The following is a 17,085-nucleotide window of genomic DNA, read 5'->3' as shown; positions in this document are numbered from 1 at the left end:
CGGCATCCTCCATTCCATAGCGACGATTTTTACCCGTTCGCTTGTCTGGTAGCGACGACAAGCACTGGCGGACAGACCCCACTACGGTGTCAAACCAACCTGGCTTTTTCAACAGCTCTGGCCCTCCTGGGTTTTTCAGATGCCATTACTATACAGGGATACTGGGGACTTGAACAGTTTTTCGCCAAAATGAGAATTGCTGTCCCTAATCATGGATGGTTGACAGTGGTCGCATTTGGTAGTAGGTTCTACTTCACGCCTTCCGTTCCCCGCTTCAATCCTGGGGTTATGATTCCCAAAACTGGGGGTGGCTATCGCCGTTACTCTCAACGCAATTGTTAAGGAATCGTTAAGATTTCAGATTTTGCGTTTTGACCTTGAGTTCCCTGCCTTGTTTGTATATTTCTATACCAAACGTTGGGACATATAAACAGTTATGGGATGGTCAGGGTACGAGTCCCTTATATTTCACCGATGGGTGAAAGTCCCACTAGGAAGTTATTTCAGGCATTTCAGCCTTATTTGATTCCTAAACGTCTCGCACCACCGCTTCTACTTTACCGCCATCGCTGCCGTCTGGCTTGCAGAGGTTCCACCGGGGTTCAACGTGCCAATCTGCCCAAAAGCCAAACTTAGTCAGAGGTTCATCATGGAAACTAGCACCGATCGCCTTTTCCCCCGGCAACGACGATCGCTTGTTTCAGGTTCTGGTTTTCCAGCTTATCGAGGGCGATAAACATCAGCGCCCGACTTTTCCCAGAGGCGGGGGGAGATTTAATCAGCAGATATTGTTCCCCCCTTTTTTGGTAGGCGATCTCTTGATTATGGCGCATCAGGGGGGCGTTGGTGCGGGTAGAAGTGCCATCGGTGGGCGTAGGTTACGGAAACGGAAGGAATGGCGATCGCTTGCTTCATGGTAGTTCGGTGTTTCTGATTAGAGGGGGATTAACAAGTAATTTAAGGATATTTCCGGAAATATTATTCCAGTTATGGTGGTATATTGACTCATTATCTCACACAACAACCATGCCATTGTCCAGGTCTTCAGTTGCCGATTGTACGGACTCAGGAAATACAGGTCTGTTATCAAAGAAGATTCGGATTTACCCAGAAACAGCTTTGCCTAAGACCTGTTAATGTATAATGTTCCGGCAAGTCCATAACCATTACGCTAGTAGATGCCTGAAATTCCCCAATCTGCGACTGAACTCGCTGAGGTTCTCACCGAGTTGAGTGACCTTAATTTTGAACTCCCTGATCCTGAAGATGAGGAAGTTTCCGACCATGAATTTGCTCATCAGGTAGACACAGCCTGGAAAGTGTGCGATCGCTTTGATTTACAAACCGAAATTTGGCGGGGACGGATTTTGCGGGCGGTTCGCGATCGCGAAAAACGAGGCGGCGAAGGTCGGGGAATGGGTTTTCTCCACTGGCTCAAACAGCGAGAAATCAGCAAAAGTCAGGCTTATGCTTTAATTGAACTGGCTAATAGTGCTGATACTCTCCTGGCTGAGGGACATCTGAACCCCGATGCTATTAACAATTTCAGTAAACGAGCTTTTATCGAAACCGCTAAATCTTCCCCAGAAGTACAGCAAATGGTCAGTGATGTGGCCTGTGCAGGCGATCGCATCACAACAAGGGAAGTCCGCCAACTGGCTGATGAATGGACCGCTATGAGTTCCGATTTGGTTCCTGATGAAGTCCGGGAAAAAGCCGCTGTGGGAGCGCTTCCACCCCGTTATCTAGCGCCTCTGGTGCGGGAAATGGAAAAGTTACCAGATACCCACGTTGGGGAAATTCAACGAGAAATGGTCGCTAACCCTGATGTCGATACCGTGCGCCAGTTAACCTCTGATGCTCGTAGTTTAGCTAAATATCTTGATGCTGCTGCACAGGTTCAGGCTTTAAATCAGTCTTCGGTAGATCTGGAAATGGCTTTGGAAGAGGCTTTGCGGGTGGGGTGTTTAGCTACGGCTTCCGATTTGGTTAAGCAGGCTACTCAGTTGGAACAAACTATTGTTAAACTTCATAGCACTTGGCGACGAGTGGGGAGTCTCGCCGATCGCTTATATGTAGATACCGGAGCCAGTACCCCCCACTTGCGATCGCTCCTTAATTGTCTCGAACAGTTAGCCGGTCAGGTGATTGAGGTTAATCTAGGAGATAGCGACGAGGGGAAAATCCGCCTCCAAATTCTCTCGGACTGAGTATCAATATCCCCCCCCACCTGATGAGACAGCTTTCAGGATATGACCTACTAAGTATAGGGAACCACACAGGACTACTAGACTATTATCTGAATTAGCTAAAGCTGTTTCTAAGCCTACAATAGGATCGCTATGGGTTTGACAATATCCAAGTTGGGGACAAATTTCGTGGGCGAGGTGGGCGAGCCCGTCCGGCATCGCTGAACTATGATCAGGTACGGGAACTAAATGTAAGCGATCGCCAGAATGTAACGTCGCCCTGAAAATATCATCATGGTCTTTAGTGGATAACATCCCCATTACCCAGGTAATCGGACCATCAACAGTTCCCCTCTGTTGCAACTCATCCACATATTCACGCAAAGCCGCCGCAGCCGCCGGGTTATGCGCTCCATCAAGCAAAAATGAGCGATTGTCATGGCAACTTATCCATTGTAGACGACCCGGCCAGCGAGTTTTAGCGATACCCTCGATGATAGCTGTATCAGAAATCGCCCAACCCTGTTGTTTGAGAGACTCCAAAACGGCGATCGCTATAGCTGAGTTGAGCAATTGAACTTGTCCGGGCATGGGTAAAATATATTGGCAGTTTCCATAACTAGCTACCGGGTGAAAAGGGTCAGACTTCAGCAATTGTGCCGGTTCGACCCAAGTAGTGGGACAGCCAAGAGTTAAAAGGCGATCGTTCACCACTTTTCGCGCTTCCGGCGGAAGGGGTCCCACCACCGCCGGACATCCTCGTTTAAGAATACCCGCCTTTTCCCTAGCAATATCCGCCAAAGTAGGACCCAGACGCTGCCAATGTTCCCGACTGAGGCTAGTAATTACACTGACCAAAGGCTGATCAATCACATTAGTAGCATCGAGTCGTCCCCCTAAGCCCACCTCAATCACCGCCACATCGACTTTCTCTCTGGCAAAATAAAGCCAAGCCGCCGCAGTAATCACCTCAAATTGAGTCGGTAACAGTTCATCAGAAGAAATAGCCCTGATCACATCTTGCAGTACAATCTGCAAATCCCGATTATCTATAGGAACCCCATTGATACAAATTCTCTCAGTCCAATCGACCAAATGGGGAGAAATATAGCGCCCCACACGATATCCCGCTTCCGTCAGCACTGAGGATAAATAGGCACATACCGACCCTTTACCGTTAGTTCCAGCAATATGCAAAACAGGGACTTGGTAGTGAGGATTATTTAACCTCACCATAAGCTCTGTAATGCGTTCTAAGCCAAGATTAATGCCAAAACGTTCAAAAGACCCCAAAATCGCATCTATACTCACTACGCCCCCTTATTGTCCGGCTCAGAGGGGGTTGATAAATCCAGATTTTTCAAAATGAATCTTAGGGATTTACGGGGAATATATGGCCATCCCCCTTGGGCTTCTATCTCGCGCAGTAAATGATAAAGTTCCTGTCTGTTCTTGGGTAAAGTCTTCTGAAACACATCTTCTCGGATTTTTTGGTGAAGCTGTTCTAAGGTTCGCAATAGGGATAACAGCATGAGGGTGTCATCATTAGCTTGGACGGTCAAATCCTGGATATTCTGGGTCAACAACTGCAATTGAGCCTCAAAATCAGTCTCCTGCTCCATAATTTCCTATTATGATTATGCTTGTTCACGATTTCATCATAGATCTAACCTGCTACCAATTTCCGCTTAAATCCGTAAATAAACCCAGGTAAAAACACTTAAAGCCGATAAATTTGTACTTCTGGTAACAAAAAAGTCGTAATCAGGGTAAAATGCTGTATTGGACAGCCCCCATTAAAATGGGGTGGGATCAGGTGACTCGCTCAATCTAGGGAGCGGGGAGCGTCGATTCTGCCAACTAGAAAATTATGTCACATATCGATTTTGGATATTGAGGTTGAAAATGAAATATCGCGCTTTAGTGGCGACATTCTTGGCATTTTGCCTTTCGGTACTCACAGCTTGCTCTGAAAGTCCATCCGCAAAAGATCCATCATTACTAACTTATGATGATATTCGGAACACTGGTTTAGCGGTTAACTGTCCGAGTCTTCCTGAAACCGCCCGGGGTTCAATTCCCCTTGACCAAAATGCTTCCTATGAAATTACAGGCTTGTGTCTGCAACCTACTAGCTACTTTGTGAAAGAAGAACCGGCTAATAAGCGACAAGAGGCTGAGTTTGTACCAGGCAGATTGTTAACTCGCTTCACTTATAGCTTAGACCAGGTTCGCGGTCTCTTGAAATTTCAGCCAGATGGCAGCCTGAAATTTACTGAAAAAGATGGGATTGATTTTCAGCCCATTACCGTTTTACTCCCTGGTGGTGAGCAAGTGCCATTCCTATTCACTATTAAAGGGTTAGTAGCCACCAGTCAACCTGGACTGACTAGCATTAATACTTCTACCGACTTCTCTGGGGATTTTAATGTCCCTTCCTATCGGGGTTCAACTTTCCTCGATCCGAAGGCACGGGGTTTGGCTTCTGGTTATGATAATGCTGTGGCTTTACCTGCTACTGCTGACGAGGAAGATTATGTTAATGCCAATGTTAAACTTGCTGATACCAAGTTTAAGGCTGGTCATATTTCCCTACAGGTAGCTAAAGTTGATGGCGAAACTGGCGAAATTGCTGGCATTTTTGAAAGCGAACAGCCTTCTGATAATGATTTAGGTGCGAAAGAAGCTGTTGAGGTGAAAATCCGTGGTGCTTTCTACGCTCGTATTGAGCCTAAAGCATAGTCAACAACCCACCACTAATGGCAGTAGCCCTAATTGACGAATTGGGGCTACGGTGCAGATGAGGCATACCGTGCCAACAAGGGTTGCCCCTTCTCCGGGGTGCGGGCTAGATAGCCCGCTATATGATTAAGTGACGGGATTGGCTATTAGTATTTAAGGTCAGAGGCTACTAACATAGAGCCAATTCCCGCGTCGGTAAAGATTTCCTGAAGCAAGGCATGGGGAAGGCGACCATCGATAATATGGGCGGCGCGTACTCCCTGGGCGAGACTCCGCACACAGCAGGTAACTTTAGGAATCATACCGCCAGCCACAATTCCTCGTTCAATCAGTCCCCTGGCTTCCTGAATGTCTAACTTGGCAATGAGGGTCTCGGGTTTATGGTAGTCCTCTAAAATTCCGGCTGTGTCGGTGAGCAAAATCAATTTTTCGGCCCCTAAAGCGGCGGCGATTTCACCAGCAACAGTGTCAGCATTGATATTGTAGGCTTGACCTGTTTCATCAGATGCTACGCTGGACACTACAGGAATATAACCGCCATCAACTAAGGATTCTAGTAACTTGGTATCAATACTGGTTACCTCTCCCACAAATCCTATGCCCTCTTCACCCTGGGGACGAGCGCGGATCAGGTTAGCATCTTTACCACATAATCCTACTGCTAAACCTCCTACCTGATTGATGAGGGAGACAATTTCTTTATTGACTCGCCCCACGAGTACCATTTCGACTACATCCATTGTGGGGGCATCTGTGACCCGTAAGCCGTTTTTGAATTGGGGTTCAATTCCCAGTTTCCCTAACCAGGTATTGATTTCTGGGCCTCCACCATGTACTACCACTGGCCGAATACCAACACAGGACAGCAGCACAATATCTCGCATGACAGTATCTTTAAGGTTACTGTCTTTCATGGCCGCGCCGCCATATTTAACGACAATGGTACGACCAGCAAATTTTTGGATATAGGGGAGTGCTTCGCTGAGAATTTGGACGCGAATGGTCTGGTCTATTTGGGAAAAGTCACTATGTTTGAGCATGGTAGGGCATATAAAAATCTCGCTTAATGATTTTAGCTGCGATTCAGACAAGTATTGTGGGCTGTGTCCGACAAACTTATGTCGGAAATAGCTTTGATGTACAGACCAATATCAACTCCTAGGGCGATTGTGCAACCTGTCTCGAAGGGCTTATAATCATTGGATGTACTGAAAATTAATCCCCTGTTCATGACAACCACTCCCCTACATTCCAACTCATCAACGAACCCCAATCCAGTAATTGACCCATCTGTAGGACGGTTTGGGCAATTTGGTGGTAAATATGTCCCGGAAACTTTAATGCCAGCTTTGGCCGAACTGGAAGCGGCTTTTAAACATTATGTGAGCGATCGCGACTTTCAAAGGGAACTAGAAGATTTATTGCGGGACTATGTGGGGCGGCCGAGTCCCCTGTATTTTGCCCCCCGTTTAAGCGATCGCTATGCTAGAGCTGATGGTAGCGGCCCGAAAATCTACTTAAAACGGGAAGACCTGAACCATACTGGGGCTCATAAAATCAACAACGCCCTCGCCCAAGCTCTCCTAGCCTGCAAAATGGGMAAAAAACGGATTATTGCGGAAACAGGGGCGGGTCAACATGGGGTGGCTACTGCTACGGTTTGCGCCCGCTACGGCTTAGACTGTGTAATCTATATGGGCGTACAGGATATGGAACGCCAAGCCCTGAATGTCTTTAGAATGAGGCTATTAGGGGCAGAAGTCAGACCGGTGGCAGCGGGAACCGGAACCCTGAAGGATGCCACTTCTGAGGCGATTCGGGATTGGGTGACGAATGTGGAAACTACCCACTATATTCTGGGTTCTGTGGCTGGCCCCCATCCTTACCCAATGATGGTGCGAGATTTTCATGGGGTGATTGGTCGGGAAACCCGCGCCCAGTGTTTAGAAAAATGGGGTGGTTTACCGGATATTCTGATCGCCTGTGTTGGTGGTGGGTCGAATGCTATGGGGTTGTTTTATGAGTTTGTCAATGAGTCCTCTGTGCGTCTAATTGGCGTAGAAGCAGCCGGATCTGGTATTGAGACCGGAAAACACGCCGCCACCCTAACTCATGGGCGTGTGGGGGTTCTACATGGCGCTATGAGTTATCTATTGCAGGATGATGATGGTCAGATTATTGAAGCACATTCTATTAGCGCCGGGTTGGATTATCCGGGAGTGGGACCGGAACACAGCTATCTGAAGGATACCCAACGGGCTGAATATTACAGCGTTACTGACCGGGAGGCGGTGGATGCTTTAGGGCGTTTATCCCAGTTGGAGGGTATTATTCCGGCTTTGGAAACTTCCCATGCGATCGCTTATTTAGAAACTCTCTGTCCTCAACTCGAAGGTAGCCCTAATATTGTTCTCAATTGTTCGGGACGGGGTGATAAGGATGTGCAAACAGTAGCTAAGTTTCTTGATTCAGAGATTTGACTATGACACGCAATTTAATGGCTTTGGCTTCTGTGGGAATGGGGTTAATCTTGGGTTATCATTTCCTCCCGGAAGTGGGTTTTTTCTCAGTGGTTAATCCCTCAAATTATGTGATTGCTTCTACCAGAGATATTGCTAGTTTGGAACGACAGGTTCATCAACAGGTGAATGAGTACCGCCAAAGCCGAGGTTTGTCACCTCTACAACTGGACTCTCGTATTAGTAATGAGTCTCGCCGTCATTCGGAGGATATGGCGACGGGACGGGTTCGGTTTAGCCATGATGGTTCAAAAGAAAGGTTTGAGGCTGTCGGTAGTCAGATCCGCTTCCGCCAAATTGCTGAAAATCTGGCTTATAATTATGGTTATGCTGATCCGGTAAAGCAGGCGGTTAAAGGTTGGATTGATAGCCCGGGTCATCATAAAAATATGATCGGTGACTATTCTTTGACTGGAATTGGTGTGGCTATAAATGCTAAGGGGGAGTATTATTTTACCCAGATTTTTGTCCGCCCTCAGTGAGAGGATATATGGTTCAATAAACCACCAGAGGGGTGCGTGATTATGAATGATTTTCAGGTGTGCGATCGCGATTTGAGTGATTCTCGTGTTTCGGAGTTCATGGAAGCTGAGGCTTTGGCTATCGATACGGAAACTATGGGTTTATTACCTTGGCGCGATCGCCTCTGTTTGGTGCAAATTTGTGACCCGAAAGGACAGGTGGTGGCGATTCGGATTGAACGCGGACAAAGGGAAGCACCCAATTTAAAAACCCTTTTAGAAACCACTAATATCCTCAAGGTTTTTCACTTCGCCCGGTTTGATGTCGCTACTTTGCGCCATAATCTGGGGATTGAAGTTAACCCAGTATTTTGTACTAAAATTGCCAGTAAATTAGCCAGGACTTATACTGGCAAACATGGCTTAAAAGATTTAATCATGGAATTGGAGGGGGTGGAATTAGATAAATCTTCTCAAAGTTCCGATTGGGGAAATGCTGCAAATTTATCGGAAAATCAGCTTAATTATGCAGCTAATGATGTGCGATATTTACTATCAGCTAAAGATAAGTTAAACCAGATGCTCAAGCGTGAGGAACGCTGGGATTTAGCCCTGGATTGTTTCCAATGTTTGCCGACTATTGTAACCTTAGATTTAATGCAGTTCGATGATATTTTTAAGCATTAGTCAATCGTGGGCTTAATTAACAGTTAAGTTATAGCATAGGTTTTCGGATAGGACTAATGGCTAATTCTCGCAACCAATTCCATCTCGATCGCGATCGAACTTATGGGGGTCAGAACCGATCACCCGAAACTGCGATCGGAGATATCCTTACAATTTAGATCTGGTGGGTAAGGTGGGATGCAAATATCAGGATAGGAAGGGTCACATTTAGCCCGAGAATTGTCTGTTCTTTTCCTTGCTGTCTGGTTGACCACTGGCTTAGTTGTCGGGTTACCTTGTCCTCCCGTAACCGCATTTGTAGCAGCAACTGCGGGCGGGACTACCAAAAAAGTGACCGCGATAAACACACCTAGAATAATTGCAAACAGCGTCCGTTTCATCTCTTCCAACTTGGTTCGATTGAGTTACAATAGTTTCTACCCCTATGCTAGGTGCAAATTGTCTGCAAATTGGCTGCAACAGAGCGACTACCGGGTTAAGTGTTCCCGTCGCTCGCCCTTAGGATAAGGGTTTAAGTAAAATCGGAGCGGCGGGATTTGAACCCACGACCCCCACTACCCCAAAGTGGTGCGCTACCAAGCTGCGCTACGCCCCGATGTGCTTCACTAGCATAACACACATAATCGAAATTTCCAACAACTTTTTAGAACATTTTTAAAATTTTCATGGCGGCCAGAAGTTCCGGGACTGCCTCCGGGGGCCAACTTCCCTCACAGCGCCGCCCGTTACTCAGAATAAACTCTAGGCTGTAGGCGTGGGGTACGCCTTCTAGCTGTACCCAAAGCCGATCGCTTTCAGCTTCACAGGTGAGGCGTTCGGAGTCCATAATTTCCGCAGCTATTTGGCTAACGGTGTCGGCGAGTTGTCCACACAGACGACACAAATCATCTAATTCCGGTTCCGTTAACTCAACCGCCCATCCTTCTCCCCCGACTAACCCCTTAAACTCCGAGGCGTTGGGGTCCCAGCCTAACCGCCAGCCAGCCCCATTTCTCAAAATTTTGTCCATTTGTTAACTCAACTAAGGAAGCAACAATTCTGAGTCTCCCGGCTGGGGAAGGGGAGGGAGGGAAAAACGGTGATTATCACCAGCATTTGATGGGGGAGGTGTTGACGGCGGGTCTGCTGGGGGTTGTCTTTCGGATACAGCATTAGCAGCGCTAGGATTAAAGATACCGACGAGAACATCAACTAAGGCATCCCGTTGTTGTCTATTTAAGGAGCCGATCGCCTTTTTGTCTCCCTCTAGGGGATTTTCCCGCAAAACACGAGCGCGGGGGTATTGCTCAGGCCGCATTATTTTATTAGCACCTAAATAATCAGCCAGGGTCAGTTTCCAGTCTAGGCGAAATTGGGTAGGGCGATTTTGGATATAAACGTGATAGCGAATTAGCCGATCAATTAGGGTGTTATCTTCGGCAGGTTCTCCGGTTTCGGTGGAAATGTGGTGATTTTCCTTGGGTAGGTCTGGCAAAAGTTCATATACCTGTTGCCAAACATCACGCACCCGCAACATTCCCCCTTGGGCTAATTGTGAGGAATGCTGGGGGGGGATTTGGGCGCGGGTCGGAGATTTGGTCAATGTAGCGATCGCTGTGAATAGGACCAGACTCGCGACTGCTAATGCAACGAGTCTAGGATATGGCGATCGCTTTATGGAACTTGGTCTCATGAAACTTTAGCGATCAACAATAATTTCGGGTTGGGTCAACTCATCGGACATTTCCACAATAGCCCGCATAACTGGCTTCATCAGATTATCGTCAAAATTATCAAAATCCTCGTAGCGGCACTGCTTGGCGCGTTTAGCGACCTGAACAGTAATTTTATAGCGGTTAGAGGCAGCATCAAACAGTTGTACTGCGCGACGATTGATTTCTAAGGAATCGATAGAACGTCTTTGCATAAGACTCCAACTATAGTTATGTTGTCGGATATATGTTAACCGATTGTAGCAGAATTTCCCCAGCTTCTGTCAAATTCTGACCAAAACTCAAAAAGCCGTCTTGATGTCCTCCCATGACTAAAATTTGGTGATCGGCTAGATTTTCCACGGCGAATAAACGGAACATTTCCTCTGCCATTTGCGGGGTTCCATAGGGAACATTGGGGTTAGTGGTGGGAACTTTAAACATTAATTGCTGCCAAATTTGGGGATTATGAACATGGGCGATCGCCTTAATTTGAGGTTGATGGCTATATATGGCAGCATGAGTTAAGGCTTCTGATGAGGCTTTAATCGGACCGCGACAGGTGATCCAATTTTCCTGCCAACTAAAATCGGAAACCAGGGTATAATGTTTGGGGGTTAAATGGGCTAGGTGTCCGGTTTGGGTTCCAGTGATGATAAATTCTCCAGAGTTTCCCAGACGCACACTGATATTACCAAACCCTATGCCGTTGTCATAGACTCCAATGAGTCCCAAAGAATACAAGCGATCGCGCCAATACATTAACTCGGCTAAGACTGGGGAGGCTAAGGGTTCAGCCTCTATCCAATTACATTGATATTTGATAACACCTTCATCAATCATAGTCATTTCGAGTTAACTGCCACTGTGATAGGTTGGGGGATATTCCGATGTAATAATTACCTCCTAGAGTGATTTTATACTGTGTTGTTGATCTGGGCAATGATTCGGGCAATTTCCCTAAGATGAAAATATCAAAAGGGGCGATCGCATATTGACGATCAGGTGTAAAATAAGCATCAACAATAGCAGTTATAACCACCCCAAATATGAAGCGTCAAATCATCTGCACCAATCACGCCCCGGCTCCTGTGGGGCCTTATAGCCAAGCTGTAATCGTCAATGGTATGGTATTTGTATCTGGCCAAATTGCGATCGACCCAGAAACCAATCAACTGATGGGTTCAGGAGATATCGAACAACAGACTAAACAGGTAATGGCGAACCTAGAAGCGATCCTTACTGCTGCCAAAAGCAGTTGGTCAGAAGTAGTCAAAACCACCATTTTCCTCAAGGATATGAGCCATTTTAGCAGCGTAAATGAAATTTATGCCAAATTTTTCGATTCCGAAAATGCTCCCGCTCGTGCCTGCGTAGAAGTAGCCAGATTACCGAAAGATGTATTGGTAGAAATAGACTGCATTGCTACAGTATCTGATAGCTAAAATCTCAACCTTGCCGGAAATGGTTGAGAGGTCAACGAAGTTGAGGACTGACAACCACAAGAGGTGCGAACCCTTCACCCCAGATGTCAGTATATTAGTAAACTGGGGTCAAATAGTTAAATAGGTAGGGAATGGTTCAACCTAATCAAGGTAATCCTAAACCAGATTAGTGAACCTGTCTACCTAGGTAATTCCCATCAATTCACAGGACATAAGATAATGACCATTAACCCCAAAATTTCACCAGCTTTTGCTCCGTTTTTATCCCACACCGACCCCCAAGGGAAACAAGATGCGATCGTAATTTTCCAGGGACAGTACCCCACAAATATCGCGCCGCGTGACTCTCAACAAAGATTTAATACTATCCAGCAAACCGCCACCAGTCACCAAGCCGAAGTCAGCAAACTAGCAGCCAGTTATAAAAGTGCTGTCGGTCAAAACTTCAATGTCTCTGCTATTGGTTCAGGTGCATTACCCATTGCTACAGTAGAAGTGACCGCCGAAACTTTACCAGCTTTAGTGGAACAACCAGGAGTGGTAGCAGTTTTACCTAACCAAAAAATCAAATTAATTGAACCTAGTGCCATTGACTATCAACAATTACGGAGGCAGGAAGAAAATAACAAGTTAACCTGGGGATTAGAACTATTAGAAATTCCCAAAATGTGGGAAAAGACCAAAGGTAAAGGGGTTACAGTATCGGTTCTCGATACGGGAGTACATGGAGATCATCCAGCCTTAAAAGACCGGGTTAAAGGGTTTGTAGTCATCGACCCTTTAGGGCGACGAATTACCGCTACGCCTTCCTTTGATGGTGGAAATCATGGGACCCACGTTTGTGGTACTGTGGCTGGTGGTAAAACAGAAAGTGGGGTTTCAATTGGTGTCGCCCCAGAAGCGGACTTACTAGCGGGAGGGGTTCTGATTGGTAATGCCACCCTGCGAACCTTAATCGAGGGTATTTCCTGGTCAATTGAGAATGGGGCAGATGTGATAAATATGTCGTTGGGTATGAGTTACTATGAGCCTCTATTTGCCCAGGTTTTTGATATGCTGATCAATCAATATGATATTCTGCCTGTGGTGGCGGTCGGTAACGAAAATCATGGTAATACTAGCTGTCCTGGAAATGCTCATAATGCTTTCTCTATTGGGGCGGTGGAAATGCTCCCTAATTCGGAACTGGGAATTACATTTTTTAGCAGTGGCGCGAGTTTAGTATTTCCAGATGATGCTCCTAACCGCTTAGTGACTAAGCCGGATATATCCGCCCCTGGGGCTCAGGTTTATTCGGCTGTTCCTCCGACTAAACAGGCTAATGGGTCTTTTGAGTATACTTATATGGATGGTACATCTATGGCGACTCCCCACGTGGCTGGAGTGGTGGCGCTATTGTTAGCTGCACAACCTGATGTTCCAGTGAGCAAAATTGTGGAAGTGTTGCGAGAAACAGCCGAACACCCTGGGGGAGAACAAATGCGCCCGGATAACCGTTGGGGATGGGGGTTAATTAAGCCTTGGGAAGCTCTACAAGCTCTGAAATAGGTTTAATGATTATATTAGKGGGGGTGGTTTTGACGMTGCCATACKGCATAATTGGATTAACTTTGCTGGGGGTGGTGCTAGGAGATGCTAACCCAGCAGCGCTCCCCCCATTAACCCCATTAAACAGTTGCGTTAGGGAGAACTACCAGATGAAAATTAGCCCCGAATTTGCTGCTCGTTTGGCGGGTCTCAAGTCTCAGGAAAAAATCCGGGTTCTGGTTTTTCTCCAGGTTCCCCCATCTAATCATCAGCGATCGCCACGTCTATCTCCTGAACAGCGAAAAGCTGAAATGGTTGCTACACAAAAGGCGGCGGAAAGTTCCCTGAATCAGATTAAGCCGATTTTGAATCAGTATAATGGTAAATTACTCGCCCCTAGCCCTAGTTTACTGGGTACTATTCCGGTTGAAATAACTGTGGCTGGTGTTTATGTCCTCAGTCAATCTAATGCGGTTAAATCGATAATTGAGGATCAGGATATTAACTGATAGATAGATGGTAATCATTAGGAAATATCTACTACTGGTTTTTTCCCCAATAACCAATAAGTAGTCATCTGTCCTTTTCCTTTGACGGGAATTAGACCGCGTTTTTTAAATATATAATTATACTTGAGACGGTGGTAGGTTTCCTCGGTGACTTGAATAGAACCGGGTGTTCCTGATGATTCCATGCGGGAAGCAATATTAACCGCATCTCCCCATAAATCATAAATAAATTTTTTAATCCCAATTACCCCAGCTACCACGGCTCCGGTATTGATACCAATGCGAATTTGGAATGATTCTGAACCCATTAAATAACTACCTTGAAACTGTTTCATTGCTGCTTGCATTTCTAAAGCCATATCGGCGATCGCCTCCGCATGATTATTTTGCGGTAGCGGTAAACCTCCCACCACCATATAAGCATCGCCAATAGTTTTAATCTTCTCTAATTTATGTTTATCGGCTAGGTTATCAAAAATCGAAAACATTTCATTAAGTAAACTCACCAACTCAATAGGATCCATGCGCGCTGATAGGGGAGTAAATCCCACAATATCAGCAAATAAAATAGTGACTTCTTCAATAGCAGAAGCGATAGCTTTTTTATTGGCTTTCAACTGGTCAGCAATAGGCTTAGGTAAAACATTCAGTAATAACTCTTCCGATCGCTCTTTTTCTTGAAACAGCGCCGCCGTCCTTTCTAATACCCGTTGTTCTAATTCGCGGTTAGTCTTTTCTAGTGCAATAAATGAATCCCGCAAATTTTGTATCATCATATTAAAGGATTCAGATAACATCCCCAATTCTCGAATCTTCTCAACTTTTACCTGTTGATTTAACTCAGCACTAGCGGTCGCATTACGAGCCCCACTAGCAATAGCACTGGAGGCTTCACTGAGGCGTAAAATCGGTTCACTAATCCATCTAGCAGTGAGAATACCCAAAATTATTGCTAACACTAACGCCGCCATAAATAATAAAATTGTGATGCGGGTATTTTCATGGATCTGTTCCATAAAATCCGCTTCAGGAACCACCACCACAATTAACCAATCAATTCCCCTAGGGTCAATCATGGGAGTTACCTGGACAAACTCTCGCCGACTATTAGCATAAAAACTGAGGCGATCGTGATTGTTTATTTCACTAATACTAATATCAGCCAATTTATCAAATAAATATTGGGCAGTTTCTCTGGTCATTATATCACTGCTTTCGACTGCCAAAATTCTTTCAGTGTCGCGATTTTCTTCATCCGTAATAAAGGTTTTTTCGAGGGTAGAATTTCCCACTAAATAACCATTGCGTTCCACAATAAATGTCTGTCCGGTTTTGCCAATTTCTAAGGTACCGAGAAACTCACTAATGCGCTTTAAAGTTAGGTCACTGCTGGCTACACCGAGTAAATTTCCTTGGGAATCATTAATTGGTCGATTAGCAGAAACCACTAAGGCTTGGGAGCCAAAATACCCATAAATCTCACTCCAAACTGGCTTACCCGCCTCTACCGCTACCAGATACCAAGGTCTACCTCTAGGATCATAATTATCGCGGGAACTCACCAACTCAGTTCGGTTCCCTTGATCATCTGTTAACCATTTTTCTAACTGACGATTAGTGCTATCAGTTAAAATATCAAATTCAATGGAACCATCATCATAGCGTCCCGCGCCAATATAATCCCCGTTTTCCATACCCATACCAATATAGCTGGCGGTGGGGAACTGCTGTAATTGTGTCCATAGATAGCGTTCTAGTGCGGGAATGTTATCTATGGAAATTAACCCTTGATTGATAGCATCAACATTAATTTGATTAATCAGGTGAGGAGTTTCCAGATAGGTATTCATTTCCTGTTTAATCCGGTTACTAACCTCAACTTGTAACTGGGTAGCTAGGTCATTTATCGCGCGGGTTCTATTCCGATAAGATAACCATCCTGTTAATCCGAAAGCTATAGTAATTTGTAGTAAAAATGGAACAATTAAGACCAGACGTAAGGATAACTTAGGTATAGGGGGTATAATAAATAAGCGCATGATTGATTAGTAGAGCCTCCCCAGATGTCTAAACCGAACCCGTGAAATATTGATAGGATTTGATGGTCAATGCGATCGCCATCGGATTTGAGCTTTGATGGCATTTAACTCAGCTTCAATTTCGGCATCAGAATAGTTATCATTGTTGTATTCATCCCCCAAGCTGATTAATTCTGGCGATCGCACTTCTAATTCAATAGCTCGCTCCTCAAGGCGGTCTATAATCCTAGTATAATCAAGGCTTTCCTCCATTTCATTCAAACGTTGGTAAGCCTCCAGAGAATAGGATCTAGACCGATACAGATCCCGCTGAGTTTTAGCATTAGCTGCACGCTCCGAGAGTTCTCGTAAATTAGATTTAAGTTGTGCCAAAATTTGTTGCTGTATCTGCAACTGTTCTTGCATCTGACTAGCTGTATGTAAGTAAGATTTCCTACGAATTAGAGCCTCCCGTGCTACCGATTCAGAACCCTTTTGCAGACCCAACTGAGCCCTTTTGTACCACTCCTGGGCACTTTTTTCAGCATCAATATAATCCTGTTCTATTTGTTTTTGGGTGCTACGGGTATCAGCTATGATCTGTCGTAGTTGAACTAGATCTGACTGCATTTGGTCTATAGCTTCATTCAGCAGTGTTTCAGGATCTTTAGTTTGGTTAAATAGGCGACTAACATGGGAGCCCACCATCTGCCAAACTTGATTCAGGATGTGCATTTATTATGGCTTGAAAAGGTGAACATTTGACAAGTATTCAGAGATTTTCAACGGACAGGCTCGCCGCCTGATACTAGGGAGCGATCGCCGGAATACCTAGCAGGTTAACCTGTCCTGATTATAGTCTCTCGTTAGCGGAAAATCAGCAGCAATTCACTGGGTTAGACTGGTATTAGTATTAATACCTCTGAGTTTTGAGGAGGGGTGACCATGTAAACCATGATTAAATCCTTACTCTCCTGGTGATGGGGTATCAAATTGAACGGCAATTCCTTCGGCTCGCAATTCTTCAGCGAGAAGTTTAGCAGATTCGGCATCACCTAAAGCCCCCATTTGAATTTTGACACCTGTTTTAAATCTGCGGATGTATGCATCAGGAACCACTTGGCGAACTGTTTCCAGCCTGGCCTCATTTTCGTAATCTGTTACCACATAATAAAATCCATCTTCAGCCCTCACAGGATTGGCATTAACTTGGGTAGGGGTAGGGGTATTAGCTGGGGTGGAAGCATTAGCTTGGGGAGTGGTTCCGCCTGCAGGTGCGGGTGCGGGTGCGGGTGCG

At 45.6% G+C, this 17,085-nt stretch carries 20 protein-coding genes, 1 tRNA gene and 2 pseudogenes; 9 read left to right on the top strand and 14 right to left on the bottom strand.

From position 1 onward, the window contains the following. The first annotated feature begins 189 nt into the window (after positions 1-189). Positions 190-342, top strand: a complete 153-nt coding sequence (locus B9T16_RS15830) for a hypothetical protein (RefSeq protein ID WP_410245214.1) — start codon at positions 190-192, stop codon at positions 340-342. A gap of 202 nt (positions 343-544) precedes the next feature. Here B9T16_RS15830 and B9T16_RS15825 read toward each other — a convergent pair. Further along, positions 545-915, bottom strand: a pseudogene (locus B9T16_RS15825) (DEAD/DEAH box helicase); the annotation flags it as partial. A gap of 263 nt (positions 916-1,178) precedes the next feature. Here B9T16_RS15825 and B9T16_RS15820 point away from each other — a divergent pair. Beyond that, positions 1,179-2,210 carry a hypothetical protein gene (locus tag B9T16_RS15820; protein WP_006616818.1) on the top strand — a complete coding sequence of 344 codons (1,032 nt, stop codon included), beginning with the start codon at positions 1,179-1,181 and terminating at the stop codon, positions 2,208-2,210. 3 nt (positions 2,211-2,213) lie between these two features. On the opposite strand, the gene B9T16_RS15815 is transcribed toward B9T16_RS15820, so the two are convergent. Together B9T16_RS15815 and B9T16_RS15810 are read right to left on the bottom strand one after the other, a co-directional pair. Continuing rightward, complete coding sequence (locus B9T16_RS15815) at positions 2,214-3,500, bottom strand: bifunctional folylpolyglutamate synthase/dihydrofolate synthase (protein WP_410245213.1); 1,287 nt, start codon at positions 3,498-3,500, stop codon at positions 2,214-2,216. Next, the gene (locus B9T16_RS15810; protein WP_006625083.1) at positions 3,500-3,811 is read right to left on the bottom strand and encodes a hypothetical protein; all 312 of its coding nucleotides are present in this window, start codon (positions 3,809-3,811) and stop codon (positions 3,500-3,502) included. The genes B9T16_RS15815 and B9T16_RS15810 overlap by 1 nt, the downstream gene beginning before the upstream one ends. Positions 3,812-4,094: 283 nt before the next feature. On the opposite strand from B9T16_RS15810, the gene B9T16_RS15805 reads away from it, so the two are divergent. Further along, on the top strand, positions 4,095-4,931 hold the full coding sequence (locus B9T16_RS15805; RefSeq protein WP_006616815.1) for a photosystem II manganese-stabilizing polypeptide: 837 nt from the start codon (positions 4,095-4,097) through the stop codon (positions 4,929-4,931). Positions 4,932-5,077: 146 nt separating this feature from the next. On the opposite strand, the gene argB is transcribed toward B9T16_RS15805, so the two are convergent. Together argB and B9T16_RS15795 are read right to left on the bottom strand one after the other, a co-directional pair. Further along, complete coding sequence (gene argB / locus B9T16_RS15800; protein ID WP_006616814.1) at positions 5,078-5,971, bottom strand: acetylglutamate kinase; 894 nt, start codon at positions 5,969-5,971, stop codon at positions 5,078-5,080. 32 nt (positions 5,972-6,003) lie between these two features. After that, on the bottom strand, positions 6,004-6,162 hold the full coding sequence (locus B9T16_RS15795; protein ID WP_157888751.1) for a hypothetical protein: 159 nt from the start codon (positions 6,160-6,162) through the stop codon (positions 6,004-6,006). On the opposite strand from B9T16_RS15795, the gene trpB reads away from it, so the two are divergent. From trpB to B9T16_RS15780, 3 genes are read left to right on the top strand one after another with little or no spacing between them, the layout of a single operon-like run. Then, positions 6,161-7,411, top strand: coding sequence for a tryptophan synthase subunit beta (gene trpB / locus B9T16_RS15790; RefSeq protein WP_410245212.1), 1,251 nt, complete (start codon positions 6,161-6,163; stop codon positions 7,409-7,411). The two genes, B9T16_RS15795 and trpB, sit on opposite strands and share 2 nt — an antisense overlap. A gap of 2 nt (positions 7,412-7,413) precedes the next feature. Continuing rightward, positions 7,414-7,932 (top strand): CAP domain-containing protein, encoded by a 519-nt coding sequence (locus B9T16_RS15785; RefSeq protein ID WP_006617450.1) that lies wholly within the window; start codon positions 7,414-7,416, stop codon positions 7,930-7,932. Positions 7,933-7,974: 42 nt separating this feature from the next. Next, positions 7,975-8,598, top strand: a complete 624-nt coding sequence (locus B9T16_RS15780) for a ribonuclease H-like domain-containing protein (protein ID WP_014277260.1) — start codon at positions 7,975-7,977, stop codon at positions 8,596-8,598. Positions 8,599-8,658: 60 nt separating this feature from the next. Here the strand turns inward: B9T16_RS15780 and B9T16_RS15775 are convergent, their stop codons facing one another. The 6 genes from B9T16_RS15775 to B9T16_RS15750 form a co-directional block, all read right to left on the bottom strand. Then, on the bottom strand, positions 8,659-8,721 hold the full coding sequence (locus B9T16_RS15775; protein WP_231852505.1) for an excalibur calcium-binding domain-containing protein: 63 nt from the start codon (positions 8,719-8,721) through the stop codon (positions 8,659-8,661). Between the two features lie 398 nt (positions 8,722-9,119). Further along, positions 9,120-9,193: transfer RNA gene (locus tag B9T16_RS15770), tRNA-Pro, on the bottom strand. A gap of 48 nt (positions 9,194-9,241) precedes the next feature. Then, complete coding sequence (locus B9T16_RS15765; RefSeq protein ID WP_006617448.1) at positions 9,242-9,607, bottom strand: DUF1818 family protein; 366 nt, start codon at positions 9,605-9,607, stop codon at positions 9,242-9,244. 12 nt (positions 9,608-9,619) lie between these two features. Then, positions 9,620-10,270 carry a hypothetical protein gene (locus B9T16_RS15760; RefSeq protein WP_410245211.1) on the bottom strand — a complete coding sequence of 217 codons (651 nt, stop codon included), beginning with the start codon at positions 10,268-10,270 and terminating at the stop codon, positions 9,620-9,622. 6 nt (positions 10,271-10,276) lie between these two features. Beyond that, positions 10,277-10,504 carry a DNA-directed RNA polymerase subunit omega gene (locus tag B9T16_RS15755; RefSeq protein WP_006617446.1) on the bottom strand — a complete coding sequence of 76 codons (228 nt, stop codon included), beginning with the start codon at positions 10,502-10,504 and terminating at the stop codon, positions 10,277-10,279. A 16-nt stretch (positions 10,505-10,520) separates the two neighbouring features. After that, the gene (locus B9T16_RS15750) at positions 10,521-11,138 is read right to left on the bottom strand and encodes a class II aldolase/adducin family protein (RefSeq protein WP_410245210.1); all 618 of its coding nucleotides are present in this window, start codon (positions 11,136-11,138) and stop codon (positions 10,521-10,523) included. Positions 11,139-11,338: 200 nt separating this feature from the next. Here B9T16_RS15750 and B9T16_RS15745 point away from each other — a divergent pair, with 200 nt between their 5' ends. From B9T16_RS15745 to B9T16_RS15735, 3 genes are all read left to right on the top strand, one after another. Next, positions 11,339-11,734, top strand: coding sequence for a RidA family protein (locus B9T16_RS15745; RefSeq protein WP_006617444.1), 396 nt, complete (start codon positions 11,339-11,341; stop codon positions 11,732-11,734). A gap of 219 nt (positions 11,735-11,953) precedes the next feature. Continuing rightward, entirely contained in the window at positions 11,954-13,282 is a 1,329-nt protein-coding gene (locus B9T16_RS15740) for a S8 family serine peptidase (protein WP_006617443.1), read from the top strand. Between the two features lie 149 nt (positions 13,283-13,431). After that, a complete protein-coding gene (locus B9T16_RS15735) occupies positions 13,432-13,770 on the top strand; it encodes a DNA primase (protein WP_231852032.1) in 339 nt (112 codons plus the stop codon). 17 nt (positions 13,771-13,787) lie between these two features. On the opposite strand, the gene B9T16_RS15730 is transcribed toward B9T16_RS15735, so the two are convergent. The 3 genes and pseudogenes from B9T16_RS15730 to B9T16_RS15720 form a co-directional block, all read right to left on the bottom strand. Beyond that, positions 13,788-15,809, bottom strand: a complete 2,022-nt coding sequence (locus B9T16_RS15730; RefSeq protein ID WP_410245209.1) for an adenylate/guanylate cyclase domain-containing protein — start codon at positions 15,807-15,809, stop codon at positions 13,788-13,790. Positions 15,810-15,875: 66 nt separating this feature from the next. Then, a complete protein-coding gene (locus tag B9T16_RS15725; protein WP_014277266.1) occupies positions 15,876-16,523 on the bottom strand; it encodes a PspA/IM30 family protein in 648 nt (215 codons plus the stop codon). A 231-nt stretch (positions 16,524-16,754) separates the two neighbouring features. Continuing rightward, positions 16,755-17,085: pseudogene (locus tag B9T16_RS15720) on the bottom strand (hypothetical protein); the annotation flags it as partial.

Source organism: Arthrospira sp. PCC 8006, assembly GCF_046480465.1.
In the GTDB taxonomy this organism is placed as follows: domain Bacteria; phylum Cyanobacteriota; class Cyanobacteriia; order Cyanobacteriales; family Microcoleaceae; genus Limnospira; species Limnospira platensis.
Note: the sequence above shows the minus strand (reverse complement) of the source record. Positions and strands in the feature narration are given on the sequence as shown.

Excerpts from the sequence above, each read along its gene's own strand:
- B9T16_RS15745 (WP_006617444.1), top strand. The coding sequence starts at position 11,339 with ATGAAGCGTCAAATCATCTGCACCAATCACGCCCCGGCTCCTGTGGGG.
- B9T16_RS15805 (WP_006616815.1), top strand. The coding sequence starts at position 4,095 with ATGAAATATCGCGCTTTAGTGGCGACATTCTTGGCATTTTGCCTTTCG.
- B9T16_RS15740 (WP_006617443.1), top strand. The coding sequence starts at position 11,954 with ATGACCATTAACCCCAAAATTTCACCAGCTTTTGCTCCGTTTTTATCC.
- B9T16_RS15725 (WP_014277266.1), bottom strand. The coding sequence starts at position 16,523 with ATGCACATCCTGAATCAAGTTTGGCAGATGGTGGGCTCCCATGTTAGT.
- B9T16_RS15735 (WP_231852032.1), top strand. The coding sequence starts at position 13,432 with ATGAAAATTAGCCCCGAATTTGCTGCTCGTTTGGCGGGTCTCAAGTCT.
- B9T16_RS15755 (WP_006617446.1), bottom strand. The coding sequence starts at position 10,504 with ATGCAAAGACGTTCTATCGATTCCTTAGAAATCAATCGTCGCGCAGTA.
- B9T16_RS15765 (WP_006617448.1), bottom strand. The coding sequence starts at position 9,607 with ATGGACAAAATTTTGAGAAATGGGGCTGGCTGGCGGTTAGGCTGGGAC.
- B9T16_RS15820 (WP_006616818.1), top strand. The coding sequence starts at position 1,179 with ATGCCTGAAATTCCCCAATCTGCGACTGAACTCGCTGAGGTTCTCACC.
- argB (WP_006616814.1), bottom strand. The coding sequence starts at position 5,971 with ATGCTCAAACATAGTGACTTTTCCCAAATAGACCAGACCATTCGCGTC.
- B9T16_RS15730 (WP_410245209.1), bottom strand. The coding sequence starts at position 15,809 with ATGCGCTTATTTATTATACCCCCTATACCTAAGTTATCCTTACGTCTG.
- B9T16_RS15750 (WP_410245210.1), bottom strand. The coding sequence starts at position 11,138 with ATGACTATGATTGATGAAGGTGTTATCAAATATCAATGTAATTGGATA.
- B9T16_RS15785 (WP_006617450.1), top strand. The coding sequence starts at position 7,414 with ATGACACGCAATTTAATGGCTTTGGCTTCTGTGGGAATGGGGTTAATC.
- B9T16_RS15810 (WP_006625083.1), bottom strand. The coding sequence starts at position 3,811 with ATGGAGCAGGAGACTGATTTTGAGGCTCAATTGCAGTTGTTGACCCAG.
- B9T16_RS15795 (WP_157888751.1), bottom strand. The coding sequence starts at position 6,162 with ATGAACAGGGGATTAATTTTCAGTACATCCAATGATTATAAGCCCTTC.
- B9T16_RS15830 (WP_410245214.1), top strand. The coding sequence starts at position 190 with ATGAGAATTGCTGTCCCTAATCATGGATGGTTGACAGTGGTCGCATTT.
- B9T16_RS15780 (WP_014277260.1), top strand. The coding sequence starts at position 7,975 with ATGAATGATTTTCAGGTGTGCGATCGCGATTTGAGTGATTCTCGTGTT.
- B9T16_RS15760 (WP_410245211.1), bottom strand. The coding sequence starts at position 10,270 with ATGAGACCAAGTTCCATAAAGCGATCGCCATATCCTAGACTCGTTGCA.